Origin of the sequence: Rhizobium sp. NZLR10 (assembly GCF_019685125.1) — a bacterium.
Lineage (GTDB): Bacteria > Pseudomonadota > Alphaproteobacteria > Rhizobiales > Rhizobiaceae > Rhizobium.
Window position 1 is genome coordinate 127658 of sequence record NZ_JABDWE010000002.1, and the last position, 18938, is coordinate 146595.

General features: G+C 60.6%; 21 protein-coding genes and 1 tRNA gene. 12 read left to right on the forward strand and 10 right to left on the reverse strand.

The annotated features are described in order from the left end of the window. Window positions 1–7: 7 nt before the first annotated feature. The 3 genes from trmFO to HJB82_RS03800 form a co-directional block, all read right to left on the reverse strand. Window positions 8–1414 (reverse strand): methylenetetrahydrofolate--tRNA-(uracil(54)-C(5))-methyltransferase (FADH(2)-oxidizing) TrmFO, encoded by a 1407-nt coding sequence (gene trmFO, locus HJB82_RS03790; protein ID WP_221132661.1) that lies wholly within the window; start codon window positions 1412–1414, stop codon window positions 8–10. A gap of 120 nt (window positions 1415–1534) precedes the next feature. Beyond that, window positions 1535–1678 (reverse strand): DUF1127 domain-containing protein, encoded by a 144-nt coding sequence (locus HJB82_RS31975; RefSeq protein WP_003539017.1) that lies wholly within the window; start codon window positions 1676–1678, stop codon window positions 1535–1537. Window positions 1679–1980: 302 nt separating this feature from the next. Continuing rightward, window positions 1981–2127, reverse strand: a complete 147-nt coding sequence (locus HJB82_RS03800; protein ID WP_007628510.1) for a DUF1127 domain-containing protein — start codon at window positions 2125–2127, stop codon at window positions 1981–1983. A gap of 871 nt (window positions 2128–2998) precedes the next feature. Between HJB82_RS03800 and HJB82_RS03805 the strand changes: the two genes are divergently transcribed. The 5 genes from HJB82_RS03805 (at window position 2999) to HJB82_RS03825 (ending at window position 7207) form a co-directional block, all read left to right on the forward strand. Beyond that, the gene (locus HJB82_RS03805) at window positions 2999–4102 is read left to right on the forward strand and encodes a DUF2157 domain-containing protein (RefSeq protein ID WP_221132660.1); all 1104 of its coding nucleotides are present in this window, start codon (window positions 2999–3001) and stop codon (window positions 4100–4102) included. Then, a complete protein-coding gene (locus HJB82_RS03810; RefSeq protein ID WP_221132659.1) occupies window positions 4099–4689 on the forward strand; it encodes a GDYXXLXY domain-containing protein in 591 nt (196 codons plus the stop codon). Before HJB82_RS03805 ends, HJB82_RS03810 begins: the two co-directional genes overlap by 4 nt. A 152-nt stretch (window positions 4690–4841) precedes the next feature. Further along, window positions 4842–4926, forward strand: a tRNA-Leu gene (locus tag HJB82_RS03815). 199 nt (window positions 4927–5125) lie between these two features. Then, entirely contained in the window at window positions 5126–6610 is a 1485-nt protein-coding gene (gene tig / locus HJB82_RS03820) for a trigger factor (protein ID WP_221139598.1), read from the forward strand. A 174-nt stretch (window positions 6611–6784) separates the two neighbouring features. Further along, window positions 6785–7207 (forward strand): nuclear transport factor 2 family protein, encoded by a 423-nt coding sequence (locus HJB82_RS03825; RefSeq protein WP_207583982.1) that lies wholly within the window; start codon window positions 6785–6787, stop codon window positions 7205–7207. A 91-nt stretch (window positions 7208–7298) separates the two neighbouring features. Here HJB82_RS03825 and HJB82_RS03830 read toward each other — a convergent pair whose 3' ends face one another. The 5 genes from HJB82_RS03830 to map form a co-directional block, all read right to left on the reverse strand. Then, a complete protein-coding gene (locus HJB82_RS03830) occupies window positions 7299–9083 on the reverse strand; it encodes a radical SAM protein (protein WP_221139599.1) in 1785 nt (594 codons plus the stop codon). Window positions 9084–9238: 155 nt separating this feature from the next. Beyond that, a complete protein-coding gene (locus HJB82_RS03835; RefSeq protein WP_221139600.1) occupies window positions 9239–10042 on the reverse strand; it encodes an endonuclease/exonuclease/phosphatase family protein in 804 nt (267 codons plus the stop codon). A 62-nt stretch (window positions 10043–10104) separates the two neighbouring features. Further along, window positions 10105–11511, reverse strand: coding sequence for a Si-specific NAD(P)(+) transhydrogenase (sthA, locus tag HJB82_RS03840; protein ID WP_221139601.1), 1407 nt, complete (start codon window positions 11509–11511; stop codon window positions 10105–10107). Window positions 11512–11629: 118 nt separating this feature from the next. Next, window positions 11630–12457 carry a RadC family protein gene (gene radC / locus HJB82_RS03845; RefSeq protein WP_221139602.1) on the reverse strand — a complete coding sequence of 276 codons (828 nt, stop codon included), beginning with the start codon at window positions 12455–12457 and terminating at the stop codon, window positions 11630–11632. 7 nt (window positions 12458–12464) lie between these two features. Beyond that, on the reverse strand, window positions 12465–13301 hold the full coding sequence (map, locus tag HJB82_RS03850; RefSeq protein WP_207583987.1) for a type I methionyl aminopeptidase: 837 nt from the start codon (window positions 13299–13301) through the stop codon (window positions 12465–12467). A 248-nt stretch (window positions 13302–13549) separates the two neighbouring features. Here map and HJB82_RS03855 point away from each other — a divergent pair, with 248 nt between their 5' ends. From HJB82_RS03855 to HJB82_RS03865, 3 genes are all read left to right on the forward strand, one after another. Beyond that, window positions 13550–14209: a TetR/AcrR family transcriptional regulator gene (locus tag HJB82_RS03855; RefSeq protein WP_221139676.1), complete on the forward strand. Its 660-nt coding sequence runs from the start codon at window positions 13550–13552 to the stop codon at window positions 14207–14209. A 129-nt stretch (window positions 14210–14338) separates the two neighbouring features. Next, window positions 14339–14512, forward strand: coding sequence for a hypothetical protein (locus HJB82_RS03860; protein ID WP_207583988.1), 174 nt, complete (start codon window positions 14339–14341; stop codon window positions 14510–14512). After that, window positions 14509–14835 (forward strand): DUF6105 family protein, encoded by a 327-nt coding sequence (locus tag HJB82_RS03865; RefSeq protein WP_221139603.1) that lies wholly within the window; start codon window positions 14509–14511, stop codon window positions 14833–14835. The genes HJB82_RS03860 and HJB82_RS03865 overlap by 4 nt, the downstream gene beginning before the upstream one ends. Here HJB82_RS03865 and ruvX read toward each other — a convergent pair. After that, on the reverse strand, window positions 14778–15266 hold the full coding sequence (ruvX, locus tag HJB82_RS03870) for a Holliday junction resolvase RuvX (protein WP_221139604.1): 489 nt from the start codon (window positions 15264–15266) through the stop codon (window positions 14778–14780). The two genes, HJB82_RS03865 and ruvX, sit on opposite strands and share 58 nt — an antisense overlap. Before the next feature lie 228 nt (window positions 15267–15494). Here ruvX and HJB82_RS03875 point away from each other — a divergent pair, with 228 nt between their 5' ends. The 4 genes from HJB82_RS03875 to HJB82_RS03890 all read left to right on the forward strand — a co-directional run bounded on the left by HJB82_RS03875 (window position 15495) and on the right by HJB82_RS03890 (window position 18470). Continuing rightward, window positions 15495–16199, forward strand: a complete 705-nt coding sequence (locus HJB82_RS03875; RefSeq protein WP_221139605.1) for a metal-dependent hydrolase — start codon at window positions 15495–15497, stop codon at window positions 16197–16199. A gap of 69 nt (window positions 16200–16268) precedes the next feature. Beyond that, on the forward strand, window positions 16269–16556 hold the full coding sequence (gene gatC / locus HJB82_RS03880; RefSeq protein ID WP_049734290.1) for an Asp-tRNA(Asn)/Glu-tRNA(Gln) amidotransferase subunit GatC: 288 nt from the start codon (window positions 16269–16271) through the stop codon (window positions 16554–16556). A 56-nt stretch (window positions 16557–16612) separates the two neighbouring features. Further along, window positions 16613–18094: an Asp-tRNA(Asn)/Glu-tRNA(Gln) amidotransferase subunit GatA gene (gene gatA, locus HJB82_RS03885; RefSeq protein WP_207583992.1), complete on the forward strand. Its 1482-nt coding sequence runs from the start codon at window positions 16613–16615 to the stop codon at window positions 18092–18094. Between the two features lie 100 nt (window positions 18095–18194). Next, window positions 18195–18470 carry a hypothetical protein gene (locus HJB82_RS03890; protein WP_207583993.1) on the forward strand — a complete coding sequence of 92 codons (276 nt, stop codon included), beginning with the start codon at window positions 18195–18197 and terminating at the stop codon, window positions 18468–18470. A 51-nt stretch (window positions 18471–18521) separates the two neighbouring features. On the opposite strand, the gene HJB82_RS03895 is transcribed toward HJB82_RS03890, so the two are convergent. Further along, window positions 18522–18779, reverse strand: coding sequence for a YjhX family toxin (locus tag HJB82_RS03895; RefSeq protein ID WP_207583994.1), 258 nt, complete (start codon window positions 18777–18779; stop codon window positions 18522–18524). Window positions 18780–18938 lie beyond the last annotated feature (159 nt).

The window sequence follows — 18938 nt, forward strand, 5'->3', positions numbered from 1 at the left end:
AAGTGCTTTAGCCGAGCCAGGCGGCGCAGTCTGCAAGCGCGCGGCGTGCGATCAACTGCCGTTTCATGATCGTCTTGTCCTTGCCGCGGAAACGTTTGACGCCCTCGGGCTTGACGATCGAACCCGGCTGGAGCTCCGGAAACAGCCCGAAATTGATGTTCATCGGCTGGAATGATCGTTTACCCGGCTCCTCGTCGGTGACGATATGCCCACCGGTGATATGACCGAGCAGCGAGCCCAGCGCCGTCGTCGCCGGCGGCAGCGAGATCGCCTCGCCTTTGCGTTCGGCGGCGGCGAAACGGCCGGCCATCAGCCCGACGCTGGCGCTTTCCACATAACCTTCGCAGCCGGTGATCTGGCCGGCGAAACGCAGGCCGGGCCGCGATTTCAGCGTCAGCGACGGGTCGAGCAGGGTGGGGGAATTGATATAGGTGTTCCGGTGAAGACCGCCGAGACGGGCAAATTCCGCATTTTCCAGGCCGGGGATCATCCGAAAAATTTCCGCTTGCGCGCCATATTTCAGCTTCGTCTGGAAGCCGACCATGTTGTAAAGCGTGCCGAGCGCATTGTCCTGCCGCAGCTGCACGACGGCATAGGCCTTGACCGTCGGGTTATGCGCGTTCGTCAGCCCCATCGGCTTCATTGGCCCGTGGCGCAGGGTCTCGCGGCCGCGTTCGGCCATCACCTCGATCGGCAGGCAACCGTCGAAATAAGGCGTGCCTTCCCATTCTTTGAAACCGACCGTGTCGCCTGATATCAGCGCGTCGACGAAGGCATTGTACTGCGCCTCGTCCATCGGGCAATTGATGTAATCCTTGCCGGTGCCGCCGGGGCCGACCTTGTCGTAGCGCGACTGATACCAGCAAATATCCATGTCGATGCTCTCGCGGTACATGATCGGCGCGATGGCGTCGAAGAAGGCGAGCGAATCCTTGCCGGTTTCTGCCTGGATGGCGCTTGCGAGTGACGGCGCCGTCAGCGGCCCGGTGGCGACGATGGCAAGATCCCAGTCCCTTGGCGGCAGGCCGGTGACCTCTTCCCGCACGACCGTGATCAGCGGGTGGTCATGGATCGCCCTCGTCACCGCCTCGGAGAAGCCATCGCGATCGACGGCGAGCGCGCCACCTGCCGGAACCTGGTGCCGATCGGCAGTGGCCATGATCAGTGAGCCCGCCATGCGCATCTCGGCATGGATGACGCCGACGGCATTGCTGGTCGCATCGTCGGAGCGGAAGGAATTGGAGCAGACGAGTTCGGCAAGGCCGTCGGTTTTATGCGCATCCGTGCCGCGCACCCCGCGCATTTCATGCAGGATGACGGGGATGCCGGAGCTGGCGATCTGCCAGGCGGCTTCCGAACCGGCAAGCCCGCCGCCGACGACATGGATGGGGGAATAGGAGGAGATCGTGTTCATTCCGGGCTGATATCATGTCGGCAGGTGCGATCCAACACCCCGGAATCAAAAACGGCGCCCTGGGGCGCCGTCTTGGGAGCATCACGCTCGCTATTAGCGGCCGTTATTAACGGCCGGCTATTAGCGGAACGAGCGGGATGCGATATTGCGGATGTCGTAGCGGCTGACGCCGATATCGGACAGGGTCTGGTTCGAAAGGCCGCCGAGTTCATTGAGCGTACGGCGGTAGCTGAGCCAGCTTCTTGCAATGCGGATCGGGTTCATTGTCTTTTTCCTCTAACATATGTCCGCTGGATGGCGGGATCGCCTATCTCTCTGCGGTTGATGTTTATATAGGCGAGAACCGTCCTATTGTGCAGTGCAAATAAAAGGCGTCTGCCATGCAATTGTGCAGTGTGATGCTCGTCAATTAGGCGGTGGATATTTTTTGTGCGGGCTAACGAAAGCGGCAAAACAATGCAACCGCCGCAGCAGCCGCATGCAGACAAACGAAAACGCCCGCTGTGGGTACAGCGGGCGTTTCAATCAGAACGATCCTGCTTGGGAGGAGCAGCGGATCGCCTGGATTAGCGGGAAGAAGCCTCACGGGCAACGCGATTAATGTCCGAACGGTCGATGCCGAGATCGTGCAATTCGCGGTTGGTCATGCGGCCAAGTTCCGTGATCGTCTGACGATACTTGCGCCAGTTATTGAAAGAGCGAGAGAAGTTCATGTTAAGCCCCTTTCTGAGGGTTTCATCTGCCAGCAGCCGCCGATCGGCGCTGACCTCTATTTGATGACCAGAATATATGTTGCGGCGCGAAAGACTAAAACAGCCAAGTTTTCAGATCACCTATGCGATGTATGCAATGCTCTAGGCGTGTTTGACGCAGATTTTCCGTTTTTTGGTCAACGAATAGGCAGAATGGCTTTCAGGAAAGCAATCCCGTTTGGAGGACCGAACCGGTGCCATTGCTCAAAAACGCCGCTGCTTCCGGCGGTTCCGCCCATATATCCGCTATAAGAACGCATTCCGCCGCCGGATCGAAGTTGCTCATCTGTCCGCAGCGTTGCCGGTGCGGTGTGACGGCAATGCGGCAGGCCGGCGCCAAACGGCGGAAATCCTCGGACCGCCAATGCTTTAATTCAGTTTTTGCCGAACAAAAACGCCCGCCGGGGGAGGATCCGGCGGGCGCGTTATGGTGACCGGCAACTGGGAGGAGGAGTGTTGCCAGCCTATCGCAGCGCGCTGGGAGGAGGAGTGCGCGGCTGCGAATATCGTCGCGGACCAAGCGATCCGCGGGCGTCCGGCTGAAGCCGGGCCGGGGCGCCATCCCCGTGCTTCTATGGTTCGATAAATAGTATGACTAATGATTATTTTGCAGTGCAATAAACTCATGAGTGATATGCGATCGGCGCATACCTCTCCGTCCATATGCTGATATTAGCGCTTCTGAGGTTAGCGGCCGGTTAATGCTCGGTACAAGTTAGACCAATGAGGAAGTTGTATATTTGCGCAAGAGCGTTTGCGAACACCCGTGCTGCGTCTATAACGGCGTGAGCCGTAGCGCCGCAGTCGGCGTTGCGGAAATGAGGGGTGGAGCATGTATCGCGGCAGATTGGAGCGGGATCTCTCACTCTGGGTAGGCAAGGGCCTGCTGGGGCAGGAAACGGCAGGCGCGCTTCTCGCCGAATATGACAGCCGCCCGGCAAGCTTCAGCCTCGGGCGGGTGCTGATGGCGCTGGCGGCGGTACTGCTTGCAGCCGCCATCCTGCTGGTCGTCGCCTCCAACTGGGAGGCTATTCCGCGCCTCGTCCGCGTCGGCGTCATCCTTGCCCTGATCTGGGTGGTGCATATTGCCGCCGCTCGGATGCTCGCCCGCGGTGCGACAGCGGCGGCAAGCGGCTTGCTGATCATCGGCGCGATGAGTTTCGGCGGCGCCATCTCGCTGATCGGGCAGATGTATCATCTCTCCGGCGATGAGCAGACGGTGATGTATCTCTGGTTCGCGATTGCGACGATTTCCGCGATCCTGTTCCGTTCGGGCGCAGTGGCCGTCGTCGCCGGCTTCCTCTCCTGGGCGTCTTTCGCCGTCTATCTCGAGAATCACGACACACATTGGATAGGACTCGATCCCTGGATGGCGCCGGTTATGGCTGTGATCATTATCGGGCTGGTGCGGTATACCGGCGCCGAGCGGGCCCGCCATCTGGCCTATCTGCTTTTGATCGGTTGGCTTGCCTGGCTCTATACGCTTTATGAGGAAATCGCCGTGGCGCTCGCCTTCGCGATCGGCGGCATGGCGGCCTTCGTCCTGACGGCATTGCCGCTCCCGCGGATTACCTCCCTGCTCAGGAGCGCCGGTGCGGCCCCGGCCTTCTACAGCTTCCTTGTCGCTGCGATCGGCTTGCTGCTGCTGCATTTCGAAATCGAGGACGGCTGGCGGCTGGTGGTGCTCGGCCTGGCGACGCTTGCCGCTTCAGTGCTGGCGATTGCCCTGCATGGCAGGGACAACGGTGCGGTGCGTTATCTCGCCTACACCACGTTTGCCGCCGAAATGCTTTATCTCGCTTCCGTCACGGTCGGCTCGATCCTCGGCACGTCGAGCCTCTTCCTGTTCTCCGGTCTCGTGGTCGCACTGGTTGCCTGGATCGTCATCCGTCTCGAGCGGCGTTTTTCGGCGAATGCACAGGGGGAGCGCGTATGAGCTCGTTCATGGCAAGGCTGCAATCCGGAAAGGGCTATCTGCTTTCGGCGATCGTCGTCGCCGGCCTGCAGACCCTTATCCTCGGCACGATCATCCAGAGCCGGGCGTCGATCCTCGCCGATGGCGCCGAGGTGCTGCTGAAAACGGCGCCGGTCGATCCGCGCGATTTCCTGCGCGGCGACTATGTCGTCTTGAACTACGACATTTCCTCGGTGCTGGTGCAGACGGTTTCCGGCGGTATTCCGGTCGAGCCCGGCGAGCGGACTTTATGGGTCCGGTTGAAGAAGCAGGAGGATAGTTTCTGGACGGTGACCGAATCGTCCTTTCACGGACTGCCACCGCTACCGGAGACGGTGATTCTGCGCAGCCAGCCATTCTACAGTGGCGGACTGGCCGCGGCCGACAGCATCCGCGTCGAATACGGTATCGAGCGCTACTACGTTCCCGAAGGCGAGGGCAAGCCGATCGAGGAGGCTCGCACTGACGGCAATGTCGCAATCGCGGTGCGCGTTTCGCCAGCGGGAGGCGCACAAATCCGCAGTCTTCTCGTTGACGGCAAGCCGGTTTACGACGAGCCGCTTTACTGATCCGGCGGCAGTTCGGAAGAAGACGGCTTCCGGGCGGGAAATCCCTGTCATTTGCCGTTCATTTTTCCTTTGCCTCGACCAAATCGGGTGATATAGAGACGCCGCGCTCCGGAAGGCCTCATGTGCAGGCATAAGCATGCGGTTTTGTGAACGCGGGTATGGTGAAATTGGTAGACACGCCAGATTTAGGTTCTGGTGCCGCAAGGCGTGGGAGTTCAAGTCTCTCTACCCGCACCAAGCTGTTTGCAGGCGGGAGACTAAAATCGGTTGCCGCAGGGCAGCCGAGAGTTATCCCGAATAGCCCGCGAGTGCCGTTCCCCCTTGGGCGGAATGATACAGGAATTGGGAAAAGCCACGCGCGGCACTCGGCCGGCGTCGTGCTCATTGAAACGAACGGCGTCTGGGCACGGCCGCCACGAAATGAAGGTAGGAAGACATGCAGGTTATCGAAACGCTCGCTGAAGGGCTGAAGCGCGAAATCAAGGTCGTTATCCCGGCCAAGGACATGCAAGACAAGATGAATGAGCGTCTTGCCGATGTGAAGGACAAGGTTCGCATCAACGGCTTCCGTCCGGGCAAGGTACCCGCTGCTCACCTGAAGAAGGTCTACGGCAAGTCGATCATGGCCGACCTCGTCAACGAGATCGTCCGCGAGCAGCCGTCCGCCATCTTGTCCAGCCGCGGCGAAAAATCGGCCACGCAGCCGGAAATCGCCATGACCGAAGACAAGGATGAAGCTGACAAGATCCTCGCCGCCGAGCAGGATTTCGAATTCACGCTCTCCTATGAAGTGCTGCCGCCGATCGAACTGAAGTCGGTCAAGGGCATCAAGGTCACACGCGAAGTCATCGACATCTCGGACGACGAAGTCAACGAGCAGGTCCTGAAGGTCGCCGAAAGCGCTCGCGCCTACGAGACCAAGACCGGCAAGGCCGCGAACGGCGACCGCATCACCATGGATTACGTCGGCAAGGTCGACGGCGAAGCCTTCGAAGGCGGCACCGACCAGGGCGCCGAACTGGTGCTCGGCTCCGGCCGCTTCATTCCTGGCTTCGAAGACCAGCTCGTCGGCGCCAAGGCTGGCGACGAGAAGACCATCACCGTGACCTTCCCGGCTGACTATCCGGCCAAGAACCTCGCCGGCAAGGAAGCGACCTTCGACGTATCGGTCAAGGATGTTGCAGCACCTGCCGCTGTCGAGATCAACGACGAACTCGCCTCGAAGCTCGGCATCGAATCCGCCGATCGCCTGAAGGAAATCGTTCGCGGCCAGATCGAATCGCAGTACGGCTCGCTGACCCGCCAGAAGCTGAAGCGCCAGATCCTCGACCAGCTCGACGAGATGTACAAGTTCGAGACCCCGAACTCGCTCGTCGACGCCGAATACAACGGCATCTGGAGCCAGGTGAACAACGACCTCGCCCAGTCCGGCAAGACCTTCGAGGACGAAGACACCACCGAAGAGAAGGCACGTGAGGAATACACGACGCTCGCCGAGCGTCGTGTCCGCCTCGGCCTCGTTCTCTCCGAAATCGGCGAAAAGGCCGGCGTCGAAGTCAGCGAAGACGAAATGCAGCGTGCGATATACGAACAGCTGCGCCAGTATCCGGGCCAGGAAAAGCAGATCCTCGAATTCTTCCGCAGCCAGCCGGGTGCCGCCGCGTCGATCCGCGCGCCGATCTTCGAAGAGAAGGTCATCGATCACCTGCTGACCGAAATCGACGTCACCGACAAGAAGGTGACCAAGGAAGAGCTGCTCGCCGAGGAAGAAGGCGAGGCTAAGACTGAGACCAAGAAGGCCGCCCCGAAGAAGAAGGCTGCCGCCAAGGCCGAAGCTGCCGACGCCGGCGAAGGCGAGGAAGCCGCTCCGAAGAAGAAGGCTGCTCCGAAGAAGAAGGCGGCTGACGAAAGCGCCGAATAATCGCTTTTCAGTTCTGAAGTCTGCAAGGCCTCGCCATTGTGCGGGGCCTTTTTCTATTATCCGGGGCCGTTCAGTCTCGAGGGTCTCCCACTATCGAGTTGTATTCCCGGCAACAGATAGTTGCGTTAAAGTATAATTCGATGCAGATTTCGCTGACGGTGGGAGGACCGGAAAATGACCGCAAAACATGACATGAAGAAATGCGTGGAAGAAATCTACGCTGTGCGCGACCGCGGCGATATCGAGGGCACGCTGGCGCTGATCGGCGAGGATTGCACCTTCCGGATGGCCGGCAATACACGGTTGGCGCCTTTTTCAACTGAATCCGGCGGGCATGCCTTTCGCCAAGTGATAGAGCAACTCATCACTGTGTGGGATCTATCCAATATCAAGACAGTCGGCATCTATGTGGACGAGGACGAGCATATGGTCTTCGCCCATCGCGAGGGTGAGGTCAGGCACATCCCATCGGGTGCGAGCTTCTATACGGAATTCGTCGACAAGATCCATTTCAGGGACGGGAAACCGGTCAAGATCGTCGAATTCGTCGACACACTGCAAGTGGCCGAGACAAGTCAGATAATCCAGGTCGCTTAGCGTAACGGAAGTCGGAGCTCCAGGCTTCGACTCCGTTGTCGTCAATGATTCCGGCTGACAGCGTATGAGCCGCCGCTGCAAGAGATGCCGGTCAATGCGCGGCAGATCGGCCGTGGGTCAGTTCCGCCACCTTGCGAATATGGTTGACCGCCGCGGTGCCGCCAGCGGTCTTGGTGAAGAGGCTGAGTGTCTCTTCCTCATCGTCGGCGACCGGCGTCAAGGCCTGATCCATATAGGTCTTCGACTTGGCATCCCGTGAGATCAGGAATGCCGAAATCGTCAGGCCGATGATCGTACCGGCAAGCGAAGCATGTTTTCGGAAGGTTTCCCAGGCAAAGCGCGGCCAGAACACCAGCGGATTTTCGCGCGGCAGGTCCGGGCGCCGCTCCGCCGGCGTCTTCAGGCGCAGCAAGCCGCTTTGCAACGGATGCACATTTTCCAGCGGCACGGTGGTTGCGAAGGAGACGAGAACCTTGACGAGCCTTGCGAGCGGTACCCCGGTCGCCACAGCACGGCGCAGCAGGGTCTTCATGTGCTTCGGCGAATAATAGAGCGCCCAGGCCTCGTGATAGATGTCTTCCCACTCCTGCTTGCTCATCTTCGGATGTGCCGTGCAGACGTGCTCGACATCGTAGATGTTGAGATCCGCATCCATCTCGATGCCCTTCTTCCACAACACCTGATGGTCCTCGGAACCGGGCAGCGGCGTCAGGATGAAGAATTCGATGACGTCGAGCGGCAGTTCGTCCTGGATGATCGCGATGTCGCGGCGGATCGATTCCGGCGTGTCGGCGGGGAAGCCCAGGATATAACCGGCCAGCGTCATGATGCCCTGCGCCTTCCAGGCGAGCAGCATTTTGCGGTATTCGGTAATCTTGTTCTGGTTCTTCTTGGCCGCTGTCAGATTGTCCGGATTGACGTTTTCGAGGCCGATGAAGACGCGGGTAACGCCAGCGCGCCGGGATTTCTCGATGAAATTGGGAATCTTGTGGCAGAGCGTGTCGACCTGGATCATCAGGCCGAGCGGAATGCCGTCCCGCTCCTTGAGTTCGATCAGCCTGTCGAAAATCGCCTCCCAATCCTTGTTGCGGGCGAAATTGTCGTCGGTGATGAAGAATTTGTGGATGCCCTGCGCCCAGTTCATCCGCACCAGCTTTTCGACGTCGTCAGCCGAGCGGAAGCGCGACTTGCGTCCCTGCACGTTGATGATGGTGCAGAACGAGCACTGGTAGGGACAGCCGCGTCCGGCATCGAAGCTGGTGCTGAGCCCGAGCGTGCGCTGGATATTGTCCTTCGGCAGGAACGGAACCGGCGTGCCGCCGATGCCGGGAAGGTCGTTCATGAAATTGTAAAGCGGCTTCAGCTCGCCGGCGGCCGCATCACGCAGCACCATCTCCAGCCGCCCTTCGGCTTCACCGGCGAACATCGAGATGCCCATGTCACGGCAGGCGTCGAGCCCCACCGCCTGGCCATCCAGCATCGACAGGCAGCCGGAAACATGGAAACCACCGATGGAAACCGGCAGGCCGGCCTCGCGGAACGGCCGGGCGATATCAAGCGCGCGCGGATACTGATTGGTCTGAACGCCGACCAGCGAGATCATGCCGAAATTGTCGTGGCGCTTGAACTGTGCGAGCAGCCCGGCGACATCGATCCGCGTATTGGTCTCGTCGATCACGGTGATATCGATCGCGGTATCAGGCCCGAGCACCTGGCGCTCGGCACATTCGACGGCGATGCCGTAGAGCGCCGCGAGCGAATTGGAGGGAATCATCGCCCGCCACCAGCGGATGACGTAGCCGTCATCGTCATAATGCGACGGCTTGATCAGGATCAGCTGAAAACGTCGGCGCGCAGCTTCCAAGACATGGGACACGAGTATCTATCTTTCTTCAGAAGCTTTTGCCGGAGCAAAATAGTGTTGAAGCCATATATCAGGCATGACGTATCAATGCGATTCAAGAGGTCAAACTAAGGCGTAAAAACGCGCGTTGCATGCAAAACGCTTCGCACGGCAACTTCTTCAATATACTACCCGATATCGAGCAGCAATGCGCGGTGGTCGGAGACCTCGGGCGCCTCGACCACCTCGAACTTGGCAATGTTCACCCCCGGTGTAACTAGCATGTAATCGGCAAAGCGGCCCTGCTTCAGATAGTAGGAGGTCCGCGTGTCTACAAGGCCGTTTCCGGTGACGAGATCCGAAAGCCCCAATCTGGCGAGGATCGTAAAGGTCGCGCTGTCAGGTAATACGTTGAAATCGCCGCAGACGACGAGCCCTTCGTCGCCCGGCCAGATCCGCTCGATGAGCGCCGCCAGCGCTGCGGCCTGTTCCTCGCGCGCCGCCGTGTCGCCCTTGCCTGTGGGATCACGCAGGCCATGCAGGTGGGCGATGGTCACGGTAGAGCCGTGCTCATGGCTGAAGACGCGGATGCAATGGGCGTTCCGTGGCCGCGGATGTTCGCCCCAGCCATTGGCGGAAAAACTCCCATGCACGAAGTCCAACCCCTGGGCGATGATCGAATGCGATTTGCGCACGAAGGTCGCCAGCCCGAATTCGGCGGCAATGGCAGTATCGCCGTTAAACAGCTCGCCTCTCGATGTCGGGCAGAAGAAGCCGTCGTGGCCGGGCAGGGCGGCGCGGATCTCTGCAAACAGATTGGCGCGCTGCGGCAGCTCCAGCCCCGCATCCCGATAGATCGACCATCGGTCATCCACACCCGGCGCCCGCAGCACCTCCTGCAGGCAGAGCACATCCGGATCGGCCTGCGCGACATAGTCGATCAGGGCCTCATGCAGCCTGCCGCCCCATGCATTCAGCGAAATGATGCGCAATGCCGTTCGGCTCCGTTTTGACGGCCGGATTTACACGAAAGCCCGCCGTCTATGAGAGGCCCTCAGAGTTCCGACTTGATGTCGCCCATCCGGTTCCAGGCGTCGAGGCCGGCGATCTTGTAGGCTTCGGCGAGTGTCGGATAGTTGAAGGTGTTTTCGACGAAATATTCGACCGTGCCTTTGAGATTGAGCACCGCCTGGCCGATATGCACCAGCTCGGTGGCGCCTTCGCCGACGATATGCACGCCGAGCAGGCGCCGCGTCTTCAGCGAAAAGATCAGCTTCAAAAGCCCGGTGTCGAGGCCCATGATATGACCGCGCGAGGTCTCGCGGAAGCGGGCGATGCCGCATTCATAGGGAATGCCGCGCTCCTTCATCTCTTCTTCGGTCAGGCCGCAGGTGGAAATCTCCGGCACGGCATAGATACCGTAGGGGAAATATTTCGGCGGTTCCTTGGCGACCGCGCCGATCGCGACGCGGGCGGCGATGCGGCCCTGTTCCATCGAGGTTGAGGCAAGGCTCGGAAAGCCGACGACGTCGCCGGCGGCATAGACGTTGGCAACCGATGTCTGGAAGGTTTCCGGATTGACCTTGAGACGGCCGCGGCTGTCGGCTTCGAGGCCGATGGCCGGAAGGTTCAGTGCATCGGTCGCTCCCAGGCGGCCGGCGGCGAATAGCACCATGTCGGTCGTCAGGCGCCGGCCGCTGTCGAGCGTCAGCTCGACCTTGCCGTCCTCCAGCGCCTCCACCTTGTCGGCCTTCTGGCCGAGCAGCAGCTTCATGTTGCGGTCGCGCAGCTGGTAGGTGAAATCCTCGACGATTTCCTTGTCGATGAAGTCGAGCATCGTCGCCTTCGGGTCTATCACGGTGACGGCCGTGTCGAGCGCACTGAAGATCGTCGCATATTCGATGCCGATGACGCCGGCGCCGATGACGACCATTGAGCGCGGCAGCTCCTGGATATCGAGCAGTTCGTCGCTGTCGAGAACGGTCTTGCCGTCGAAGGGTATGTAATCGGGGCGGAACGGCTTGGTACCGACTGCAAGCAGCACGCTGGCGCCGGTGACCTGGGTAATCTCACCGTCATCCTTGATCACCTGCAGCGTCGACGGATTGATGAAGCTCGCCTTGCCGCGAATATGCTGCACGCGGTTGCGGGCGAACTGGTGTTCCAGCACCTCGACCTCGTGGTTGAGCGTAATCAGCAGGCGTCGGCGCAGATCATCTGCACTGATCTCTTCCTTGACGCGGTAAGACCGGCCGTAGAAGCCGCGTTCGCGCCAGCCGGAAAGATTGAGCGCGGTCTCGCGCAGCGTTTTGGAGGGGATGGTGCCGGTATGCACGGACACGCCGCCGACGCGTTTGCCCTGCTCAATGACAAGCACTTTCTTGCCGAGTTTTGCAGCCTGGATCGCGCCGCGGCGCCCTGCGGGACCGCTGCCCACCACAACAAGATCGTACTGAAGCATCGTCTGGCCCCGGATTGGAAATGGAATCATTTGCGACACAAAGATGTCGCCCGTCTATCGGTAGCCGGTCAATGTTACAGATTGTTTTACGACCGCCGATTCAGCCGCCCTGTGCCTTTCAGATAAGCTTCAGCCCCTTCAGGCTGACATGGCCGTCCTTGCCGATAATGACGTGGTCGTGGACGGTGATATCGAGCGCCTTGGCCGCCTCGATGATAACCTTCGTCATGTCGATATCGGCGCGCGACGGCGTCGGGTCGCCGGAAGGATGGTTGTGGACGAGGATGATCGCCGTTGCCGAAAGCTCGAGCGCGCGTTTCACCACCTCGCGCGGATAGACCGGCGTGTGGTCGACCGTGCCGCGGCCCTGGACCTCATCGGCAATCAGCACGTTGCGCTTGTCGAGGAAGAGGATGCGGAACTGTTCGCGGGTCTCGTGCGCCATGGCGGCGTGGCAGTACTCTATGACCGAGGACCATGAGGACAGGACCTGTTTGCTCCTAAGTTCGCTCTTCAGGGTCCGGTGGGCGACGGTCGAGATTAGCTTCAGGTCGAGCGCCACGGCCTCGCCGACGCCCTTTATCTCCGTCAGCAAAGCCGCCGGCGCGCCGAAGACGCCGGAGAGCGAGCCGAACCGTTCGATCAGCGCCTTGGCGATCGGCTTGGTGTCGCGCCGCGGGATCAGGCGGAAAAGCAGCAGTTCGAGGATTTCGTAGTCGGCAAGCGCGGTGTCGCCCAGCTCGCGGAAGCGGTCACGCAACCGCTCGCGATGGCCGTGATAATGTTCTTGGCCGGCGAGCGAGGCGGGCAGGGCGGCCTTGGCATTCGGCACGGACGGTTGTTGCGAGCGTCCGCCGAAGAACGAGCGTTCGTCGGCGGCAATGGGCTCCTGCGTCTCGAAAGGCAGCTCGTCGTCGGAAGATGTCGCAACAGGCCGCTTTGCCATCGGATCGTCACCCGGCAAACGACGGCAGGCCGGGGCGATCGAGCCCACCCGGCGACAGGGTGAAGATCTCGCAGCCGCCCGAGGTAACGCCGACGGTATGTTCGTACTGCGCCGAAAGCGACCGGTCGCGGGTTACCGCCGTCCAGCCGTCGGCAAGAACCTTCACATGCGGCCGGCCGAGATTGATCATTGGTTCGATCGTGAAGATCATGCCTTCGCGCAGCTCCGGCCCCTCGTTGGCACGGCCGTAATGCAGGATATTCGGCGAATCGTGGAACAGCCGGCCGACGCCGTGGCCGCAGAAATCGCGCACCACCGAACAGCGTTCGGCCTCGGCATAGGTCTGGATCGCCTCGCCGATTGCGCCGGTGCGGGCCCCGGGTCTGACGGCACCAATACCGCGCATCAGCGCTTCATAAGTAACCTCGAGCAATCGCTCGGATGCGCGCTTGATCGTGCCGACGGGGTACATCCGGCTCGAATCGCCGTGCCAGCCGTCGAGCACGAAGGTGACGTCGATATTGACGATATCGCCTTCGCGCAGCGGCTTGTCGTTCGGAATGCCGTGGCAGACGACATGGTTGATCGAGGTGCAGGTCGATTTGGTGTAGCCGCGATAGTTCAGTGTCGCCGGCTGGGCGCCGTGATCCATCCCGAAATCGAAGACGAAGCGGTCGATGTCATCGGTCACCAGCCCCGGCTTGACGATGTCGGCCAGCGCATCGAGGCAGCGCGCCGTCAGCTGGCACGCCTTACGCATACCCTCGAATGCTTGCGCGTCGTAAAGCCGAATAGCGCCCGTATTCTTCGAGGGCGCGGAAGAGGCTTCGATATAGTTCACCATTGCAGGGCCTTAGCGGAGAATATTAGAATTGTTCATAATGCAGCTATGCCGGGTTCGTCCATCGCGATCAACCGCCCGGACGAGATTTCTGAGCAGATCCGATCGCTCCGGTATGCAGTCTTCTGCATCCTTTTCTCGCCAAATCATTGGCCGGGATGGAATATCCACAGTCTTCCCAAGGGGATAGGATTGATCGGATGATGCCGCCCCGCTACTCACCGATTGGTGACAGCGGGGAAGGGTCGGTCGTGCTTGATGAAGCGGCAAAATTTGAAATTTCGTCCGAGCCCGGCGGCGAGCCGGAACGACGCGTGCGTGATCGCGGCGCCACCGAGCGGGCAATCCTTGCAGCCGCCAAAGGCCTGCTGGCCGAGGAAGGCTTCCAGAATTTCGGCATCAATGCGGTCGCGCGCCGCGCCGGTTGCGACAAGCAGTTGATCTATCGCTATTACGGTGGTCTCGACGGACTGGTCGAGGCGATCGGCGCCGATCTTGGCACATGGGTGAAGGATCGCATTCCGGAAGACGCCGGCGGCATGTTCCTGCTCACCTATGGCGACCTGATGGAGCGGCTGTCGCTTCTCCTTCTCGACGCCTTGAGAAACGATCCGCTGATGCGCCGCATCCTCGCCTGGGAAATATCGGAAAACACCGAGCAGGTGAGGCGGCTGTCGGAAGCGCGTTCGAAGGAGCTGGCTCTCTGGCTGGAGCGCATGCGCGGCTCGCTGACGCCGCCGAAGGGCGTCGATGCAACAGCCGTCAACGCCGTCGTCATCGCTGCGATCCAACACCTCGTGCTTGCCGCCTCAGCCGGCGGGCAGTGCGCCGGGCTGTCGCTGAAGACATCAAAGGATTGGGAGAAGGCGGCGATGGCGCTGAAGCGCATCGTGCGCGGCGTCTACGGCTAATACCTGTCTTATCCACAGGGGGCAGGCCCCGCGTTAACCTTAACAAATGGTTTACGTTGCCTGGCCGCGGTTAACCCGACAGTGTGGTGGCGAGCAGAGATGGAATGAGTAGAGCCCCGAGTTGACGCCATGGGAACCAAAATCGCCAAAGCCTTGTTTTTCGTAACGGCGATGATGTTTTTCGCAGTGCTGGCGCTGGATATCGCAATTCCGACGCTGGTGCTTTGCGCCATGGCATTGTCGACCTGGTTGGTCTCCCTCGATCTGCCCGTCTCGCGCAAGCATGGAGGAGAGGCCGCATGAGGTGGTTTCTGGTCTTCTGGGCCGGCCCTATCGTCTTTCTGGGCGGATGGTACTGGCTCTCTTATTACGACATGAACTTCGGCATCTTCATGTTGACGCGGCAGGTGCATGACCTGACGTTCCAGCTGTATGGCGAGGTATTGGGAATTCCGCCGGAGAGCATCCCGCCGCTCGTTGCCCGCGCGATCGCAGTCGACAGCCTGGTCGTCTTCGCCATCATGGGCTTCCGCAAACGCCAATCGATCATTGCCTGGTGGAAGGCGCGTCAGCTGAATTCGTCTTCCGACCTTGCCAGCAAGGAAAGCCTGTCGAGCGCGCCCTGAAGGATAAAGCTTGCCGCGGCCGAATCGATCCGTTCGGCCCGCTTGGCGCGCGACACGTCCATTTCAAGCAGCGTCCTCTCGGCCGCCACCGTTGATAACCGCTCGTCCCAATAGACAAAGGGCAGGGCTGTCTTCTGCTCCATGTTACGCACGAAGGCACGCGTCGCCTGCACCCGCGGACCAGCCGATCCGTCCATGTTCATCGGCAGGCCGATGATGAAGCCTGCGACCTTTTCGGCTGTCGCGAAATCCAGCAGCGCCTGGGCATCGATGGTGAACTTGACGCGCCGGATCAGCGTGCGGGGCGTGGCGAAACGCCGCCCGAGATCGGACATCGAAAGCCCGATCGTCTTGGTGCCGAGATCGAGGCCGGCAATCGCCTGCCGCGGGGCAAGCGTCTCGGCCATTTCCTCGATCGTCAGCACCGTCATCGCCATTTCATCCCGTCAAAAGAAATTGAAGTCGCCGCTGCTTTCCTTTGCGGCCGCATAAGATATGTCCTTAGAGCATGATGCCGAAAAGTGTGAACGGTTTTCGGACGACGTCATGCTCCAATTCCCTGGTTGAGATGCGGATTGAGATCGAGGCCGATCCGGCCAAGATCATCCGGATTTCCCATCGAAACCCGCTTTTGCATTGCGTAATAAAGGAGACATTTCATGAAGATCACCTGGCTCGGCCATTCCGCCTTCCGCATCGAGACTGGAAAGGCGAAAATCCTGCTCGACCCATTCCTCAGCTATAACGCCTCCTTTTCCGGCCAGGATATCAAGGATGTTTCGGCAGGCGTCACCCATATCCTGCTGACGCATGGCCATGGCGACCATGTCGGCGATACCGTGGCGCTTGCCAAGGAAACCGGCGCCGTCGTTCTCGCCAATGCCGATCTCGCCGCCTGGCTCGGCTCCAAGGGCGTCGACAAGATCGAGATGGGCAATACCGGCGGCACGATCGCGCTCGGCGGCTTCTCGGCGACCTTCACCAATGCGCTGCACTCCTCCGCGCATATCACCGAGGACGGCGTCTCGCATGCGCTCGGCAACGCCAACGGCCTGATGCTGCATTTCGATGACGAAGCCTCGATCCTTGCCATGGGCGACACCGACATCTTCTCCGACATGACGCTGATCAATGAATTGCACCAGCCCGATATCGGCCTCGTGCCGATCGGCGACCGCTTCACCATGGGCGGCGCCGTGGCAGCCCTTGCCTGCCGGCGCTATTTCAGCTTCAAGACCGCGATCCCTTGCCACTACGGTACCTTCCCGATCATCGAGCAGACGGCCGATAAATTCGTTACCGGCATGGAAGGATCGGAGACTGACGTGAAGGCGCTGAAGCCCGCCGAGGGCCTGTCGATCTGACGAAATCCCGTTGCACCGGGCGGACATGGCCTTTATAGCGGGTAGGAAAAATCCTATCCGGAGAATGCCATGTCCGTCGACCTTGCCACCGTGAAGCGCGTTGCCCACCTTGCCCGCATTGCCGTCTCCGAAGACGAGGCAAATCGCATGGTCGGCGAGCTGAACGGCATCCTCGGCTTCGTCGAGCAACTCTCCGAAGTCAATGTCGATGGCGTCGAGGCGATGACATCCGTCACCCCGATGGCGATGAAGAAGCGGACCGATGCGGTGACCGACGGCAGCAAGGCCGCCGATATCGTCGCCAATGCGCCCGTCACCGACCACAATTTTTTCCTGGTGCCGAAAGTCGTCGAATAGGGCTCAACGCCTCTTTCCGACCCTGTTGCCATTTCCAGATCTGAAGCGAAAATACGATGAGCGAACTCACCAGCCTGACCATTGCCGAAGCCCGCCAGAAGCTGCGCGCCAAGGAGATCACCGCACTCGAACTGACCGAGGCCTATATCTCGGCGATCGATGCGGCCAATGCTCATCTGAATGCCTATATAAAGGTCACGCCCGATCTCGCCCGGGTCATGGCGAAGAACTCCGACGAGCGTATCGCTGCCGGCAAGGCAGGCGATCTCGAGGGCATTCCGCTCGGCATCAAGGATCTTTTCGCCACCGTCGGTGTGCACACCCAGGCTTGCAGCCACATTCTCGACGGTTTCGAGCCGCGTTATGAATCGACCGTCACGCAGAACCTCTGGGATGACGGCGCCGTCATGCTGGGCAAGCTTAATATGGACGAATTCGCCATGGGTTCGTCCAACGAAACCTCGCACTACGGCCCGGTGATCAATCCCTGGCGTGCTGCGGGCTCCAACCAGCAGCTCGTTCCGGGCGGCTCCTCCGGCGGCTCAGCAGCAGCCGTCGCCGCGCATCTTTGCGCCGGCGCCACCGCGACCGATACCGGCGGCTCGATCCGCCAGCCGGCCGCTTTCACCGGCACCGTCGGCATCAAGCCGACCTATGGCCGCTGCTCGCGCTGGGGCACGGTCGCCTTCGCCTCCTCGCTCGACCAGGCGGGCCCGATCGCCCGCGACGTGCGCGACGCCGCAATCCTTTTGAAGTCGATGGCAAGCGTCGACGCCAAGGACACGACCTCGGTCGATCTGCCGGTGCCGGATTACGAGGCAGCTCTCGGCCAGTCGCTGAAGGGCATGAGGATCGGCATTCCGAACGAATACCGTGTCGATGGCATGCCTGAGGAAATCGAGACCCTCTGGCGCCAGGGCATCGCCTGGCTGAAGGATGCCGGCGCCGAAATCGTCGACATCTCGCTGCCGCACACCAAATACGCCCTTCCGGCCTATTACATCGTCGCTCCCGCCGAGGCATCCTCGAACCTGGCGCGCTACGACGGCGTCCGGTACGGCTTGCGCGTCGACGGCAAGGATATCGTCGACATGTACGAGAAGACGCGCGCCGCCGGCTTCGGCAAGGAAGTCAAGCGCCGCATCATGATCGGCACTTATGTGTTGTCGGCCGGTTATTACGATGCCTATTACATCCGCGCCCAGAAGGTCCGGACGCTGATCAAGCGCGATTTCGAACTCGCCTTCGACGCCGGCGTCGATGCCATCCTGACACCGGCAACACCGTCGTCTGCCTTCGGCGTCGCCGATGAGAACCTCGCTTCCGATCCGGTGAAGATGTATCTGAACGACATCTTCACGGTGACGGTCAACATGGCGGGCCTGCCGGGCATCGCCGTGCCCGCTGGCGTCGACCAGAAGGGCCTGCCGCTCGGGCTGCAACTGATCGGCAAGCCGTTCGACGAGGAAACCCTTTTCAAGACCGCCCACGTCATCGAGCAGGCAGCCGGCCGGTTTACGCCGGCGAAGTGGTGGTAACGAATCCAACGATCCGGCTCTTCCACGAGCGGCGTCGACCTCGAAAAGGTGCATCTTAAGAAGCGGCTGGCTGATCGATAACGGGAACCAGGAGGAGCTTATGGCGAGCATTGATCTTGCGCGATTGATCGAGGCAATCGACAGTCTTGCTGCCGCCGGTTTCACCATGGGCGCGGATTGGCAGGCGGTACACGAAATCTGCCAGCGCCACGAAGGTCAACAGCCGTTCGACTGGGGCCATGCGCTTTGCCATCGCATCGAGGGCGACGACTGGAATGCCGATTACTGGTATCGCCGAGCCGGCAAGACGCGCGGCACGGGCACGATGGCCGACGAATGGTCGGCGATGCGGTCGGAACTTTCCGCAAAGGCTTGAGACGACACCCTGACCGCGCCGGTTCGAGCGTAGTCAGGGTGGCTGAGTGCATTACCTGTTGTTCAATTGCGCCCTGACCAAGCTCAGTCCTCTTTCGGTGATCCGGTAGGGCTGGCCGCTGGAGGACTTGATCGCTCTCAGCCGCTTCAGCCTGCGAAAGAGATCGAGATCGACGCCGGGATAGAGCCAGCCGTCGCGGGTGAAGCAGCTGACTGCCTCGATCTTCCTGTCGTCGTCGCGAGAAATTTCGATGCGGCCGCCTTGGGCCATGAGATGCAGGATGCGCTGCTCCGTGCGGGAAATGTCCATGTGTTGAGATCCGGTATCGCGCCCTGCAGGGCGCACAAAAACGATCTGGCGCTCTTTCGAACGTCAGGGCTTCGTTTTTTTCGGGCCCTTGCGCGCAAGCGGACTTGCGGGCAGGGCCTTTACCGGGTCTGTGACAGGCTCAACATAAAACACCTCGAT

Coding starts and splice junctions, on each gene's coding strand:
- trmFO (WP_221132661.1), bottom strand. CDS start 1,414: ATGAACACGATCTCCTCCTATTCCCCCATCCATGTCGTCGGCGGCGGG.
- HJB82_RS31975 (WP_003539017.1), bottom strand. CDS start 1,678: ATGAACCCGATCCGCATTGCAAGAAGCTGGCTCAGCTACCGCCGTACG.
- HJB82_RS03800 (WP_007628510.1), bottom strand. CDS start 2,127: ATGAACTTCTCTCGCTCTTTCAATAACTGGCGCAAGTATCGTCAGACG.
- HJB82_RS03805 (WP_221132660.1), top strand. CDS start 2,999: ATGTATCGCGGCAGATTGGAGCGGGATCTCTCACTCTGGGTAGGCAAG.
- HJB82_RS03810 (WP_221132659.1), top strand. CDS start 4,099: ATGAGCTCGTTCATGGCAAGGCTGCAATCCGGAAAGGGCTATCTGCTT.
- tig (WP_221139598.1), top strand. CDS start 5,126: ATGCAGGTTATCGAAACGCTCGCTGAAGGGCTGAAGCGCGAAATCAAG.
- HJB82_RS03825 (WP_207583982.1), top strand. CDS start 6,785: ATGACCGCAAAACATGACATGAAGAAATGCGTGGAAGAAATCTACGCT.
- sthA (WP_221139601.1), bottom strand. CDS start 11,511: ATGCTTCAGTACGATCTTGTTGTGGTGGGCAGCGGTCCCGCAGGGCGC.
- radC (WP_221139602.1), bottom strand. CDS start 12,457: ATGGCAAAGCGGCCTGTTGCGACATCTTCCGACGACGAGCTGCCTTTC.
- map (WP_207583987.1), bottom strand. CDS start 13,301: ATGGTGAACTATATCGAAGCCTCTTCCGCGCCCTCGAAGAATACGGGC.
- HJB82_RS03860 (WP_207583988.1), top strand. CDS start 14,339: ATGGGAACCAAAATCGCCAAAGCCTTGTTTTTCGTAACGGCGATGATG.
- HJB82_RS03865 (WP_221139603.1), top strand. CDS start 14,509: ATGAGGTGGTTTCTGGTCTTCTGGGCCGGCCCTATCGTCTTTCTGGGC.
- ruvX (WP_221139604.1), bottom strand. CDS start 15,266: ATGACGGTGCTGACGATCGAGGAAATGGCCGAGACGCTTGCCCCGCGG.
- HJB82_RS03875 (WP_221139605.1), top strand. CDS start 15,495: ATGAAGATCACCTGGCTCGGCCATTCCGCCTTCCGCATCGAGACTGGA.
- gatC (WP_049734290.1), top strand. CDS start 16,269: ATGTCCGTCGACCTTGCCACCGTGAAGCGCGTTGCCCACCTTGCCCGC.
- gatA (WP_207583992.1), top strand. CDS start 16,613: ATGAGCGAACTCACCAGCCTGACCATTGCCGAAGCCCGCCAGAAGCTG.
- HJB82_RS03890 (WP_207583993.1), top strand. CDS start 18,195: ATGGCGAGCATTGATCTTGCGCGATTGATCGAGGCAATCGACAGTCTT.
- HJB82_RS03895 (WP_207583994.1), bottom strand. CDS start 18,779: ATGGACATTTCCCGCACGGAGCAGCGCATCCTGCATCTCATGGCCCAA.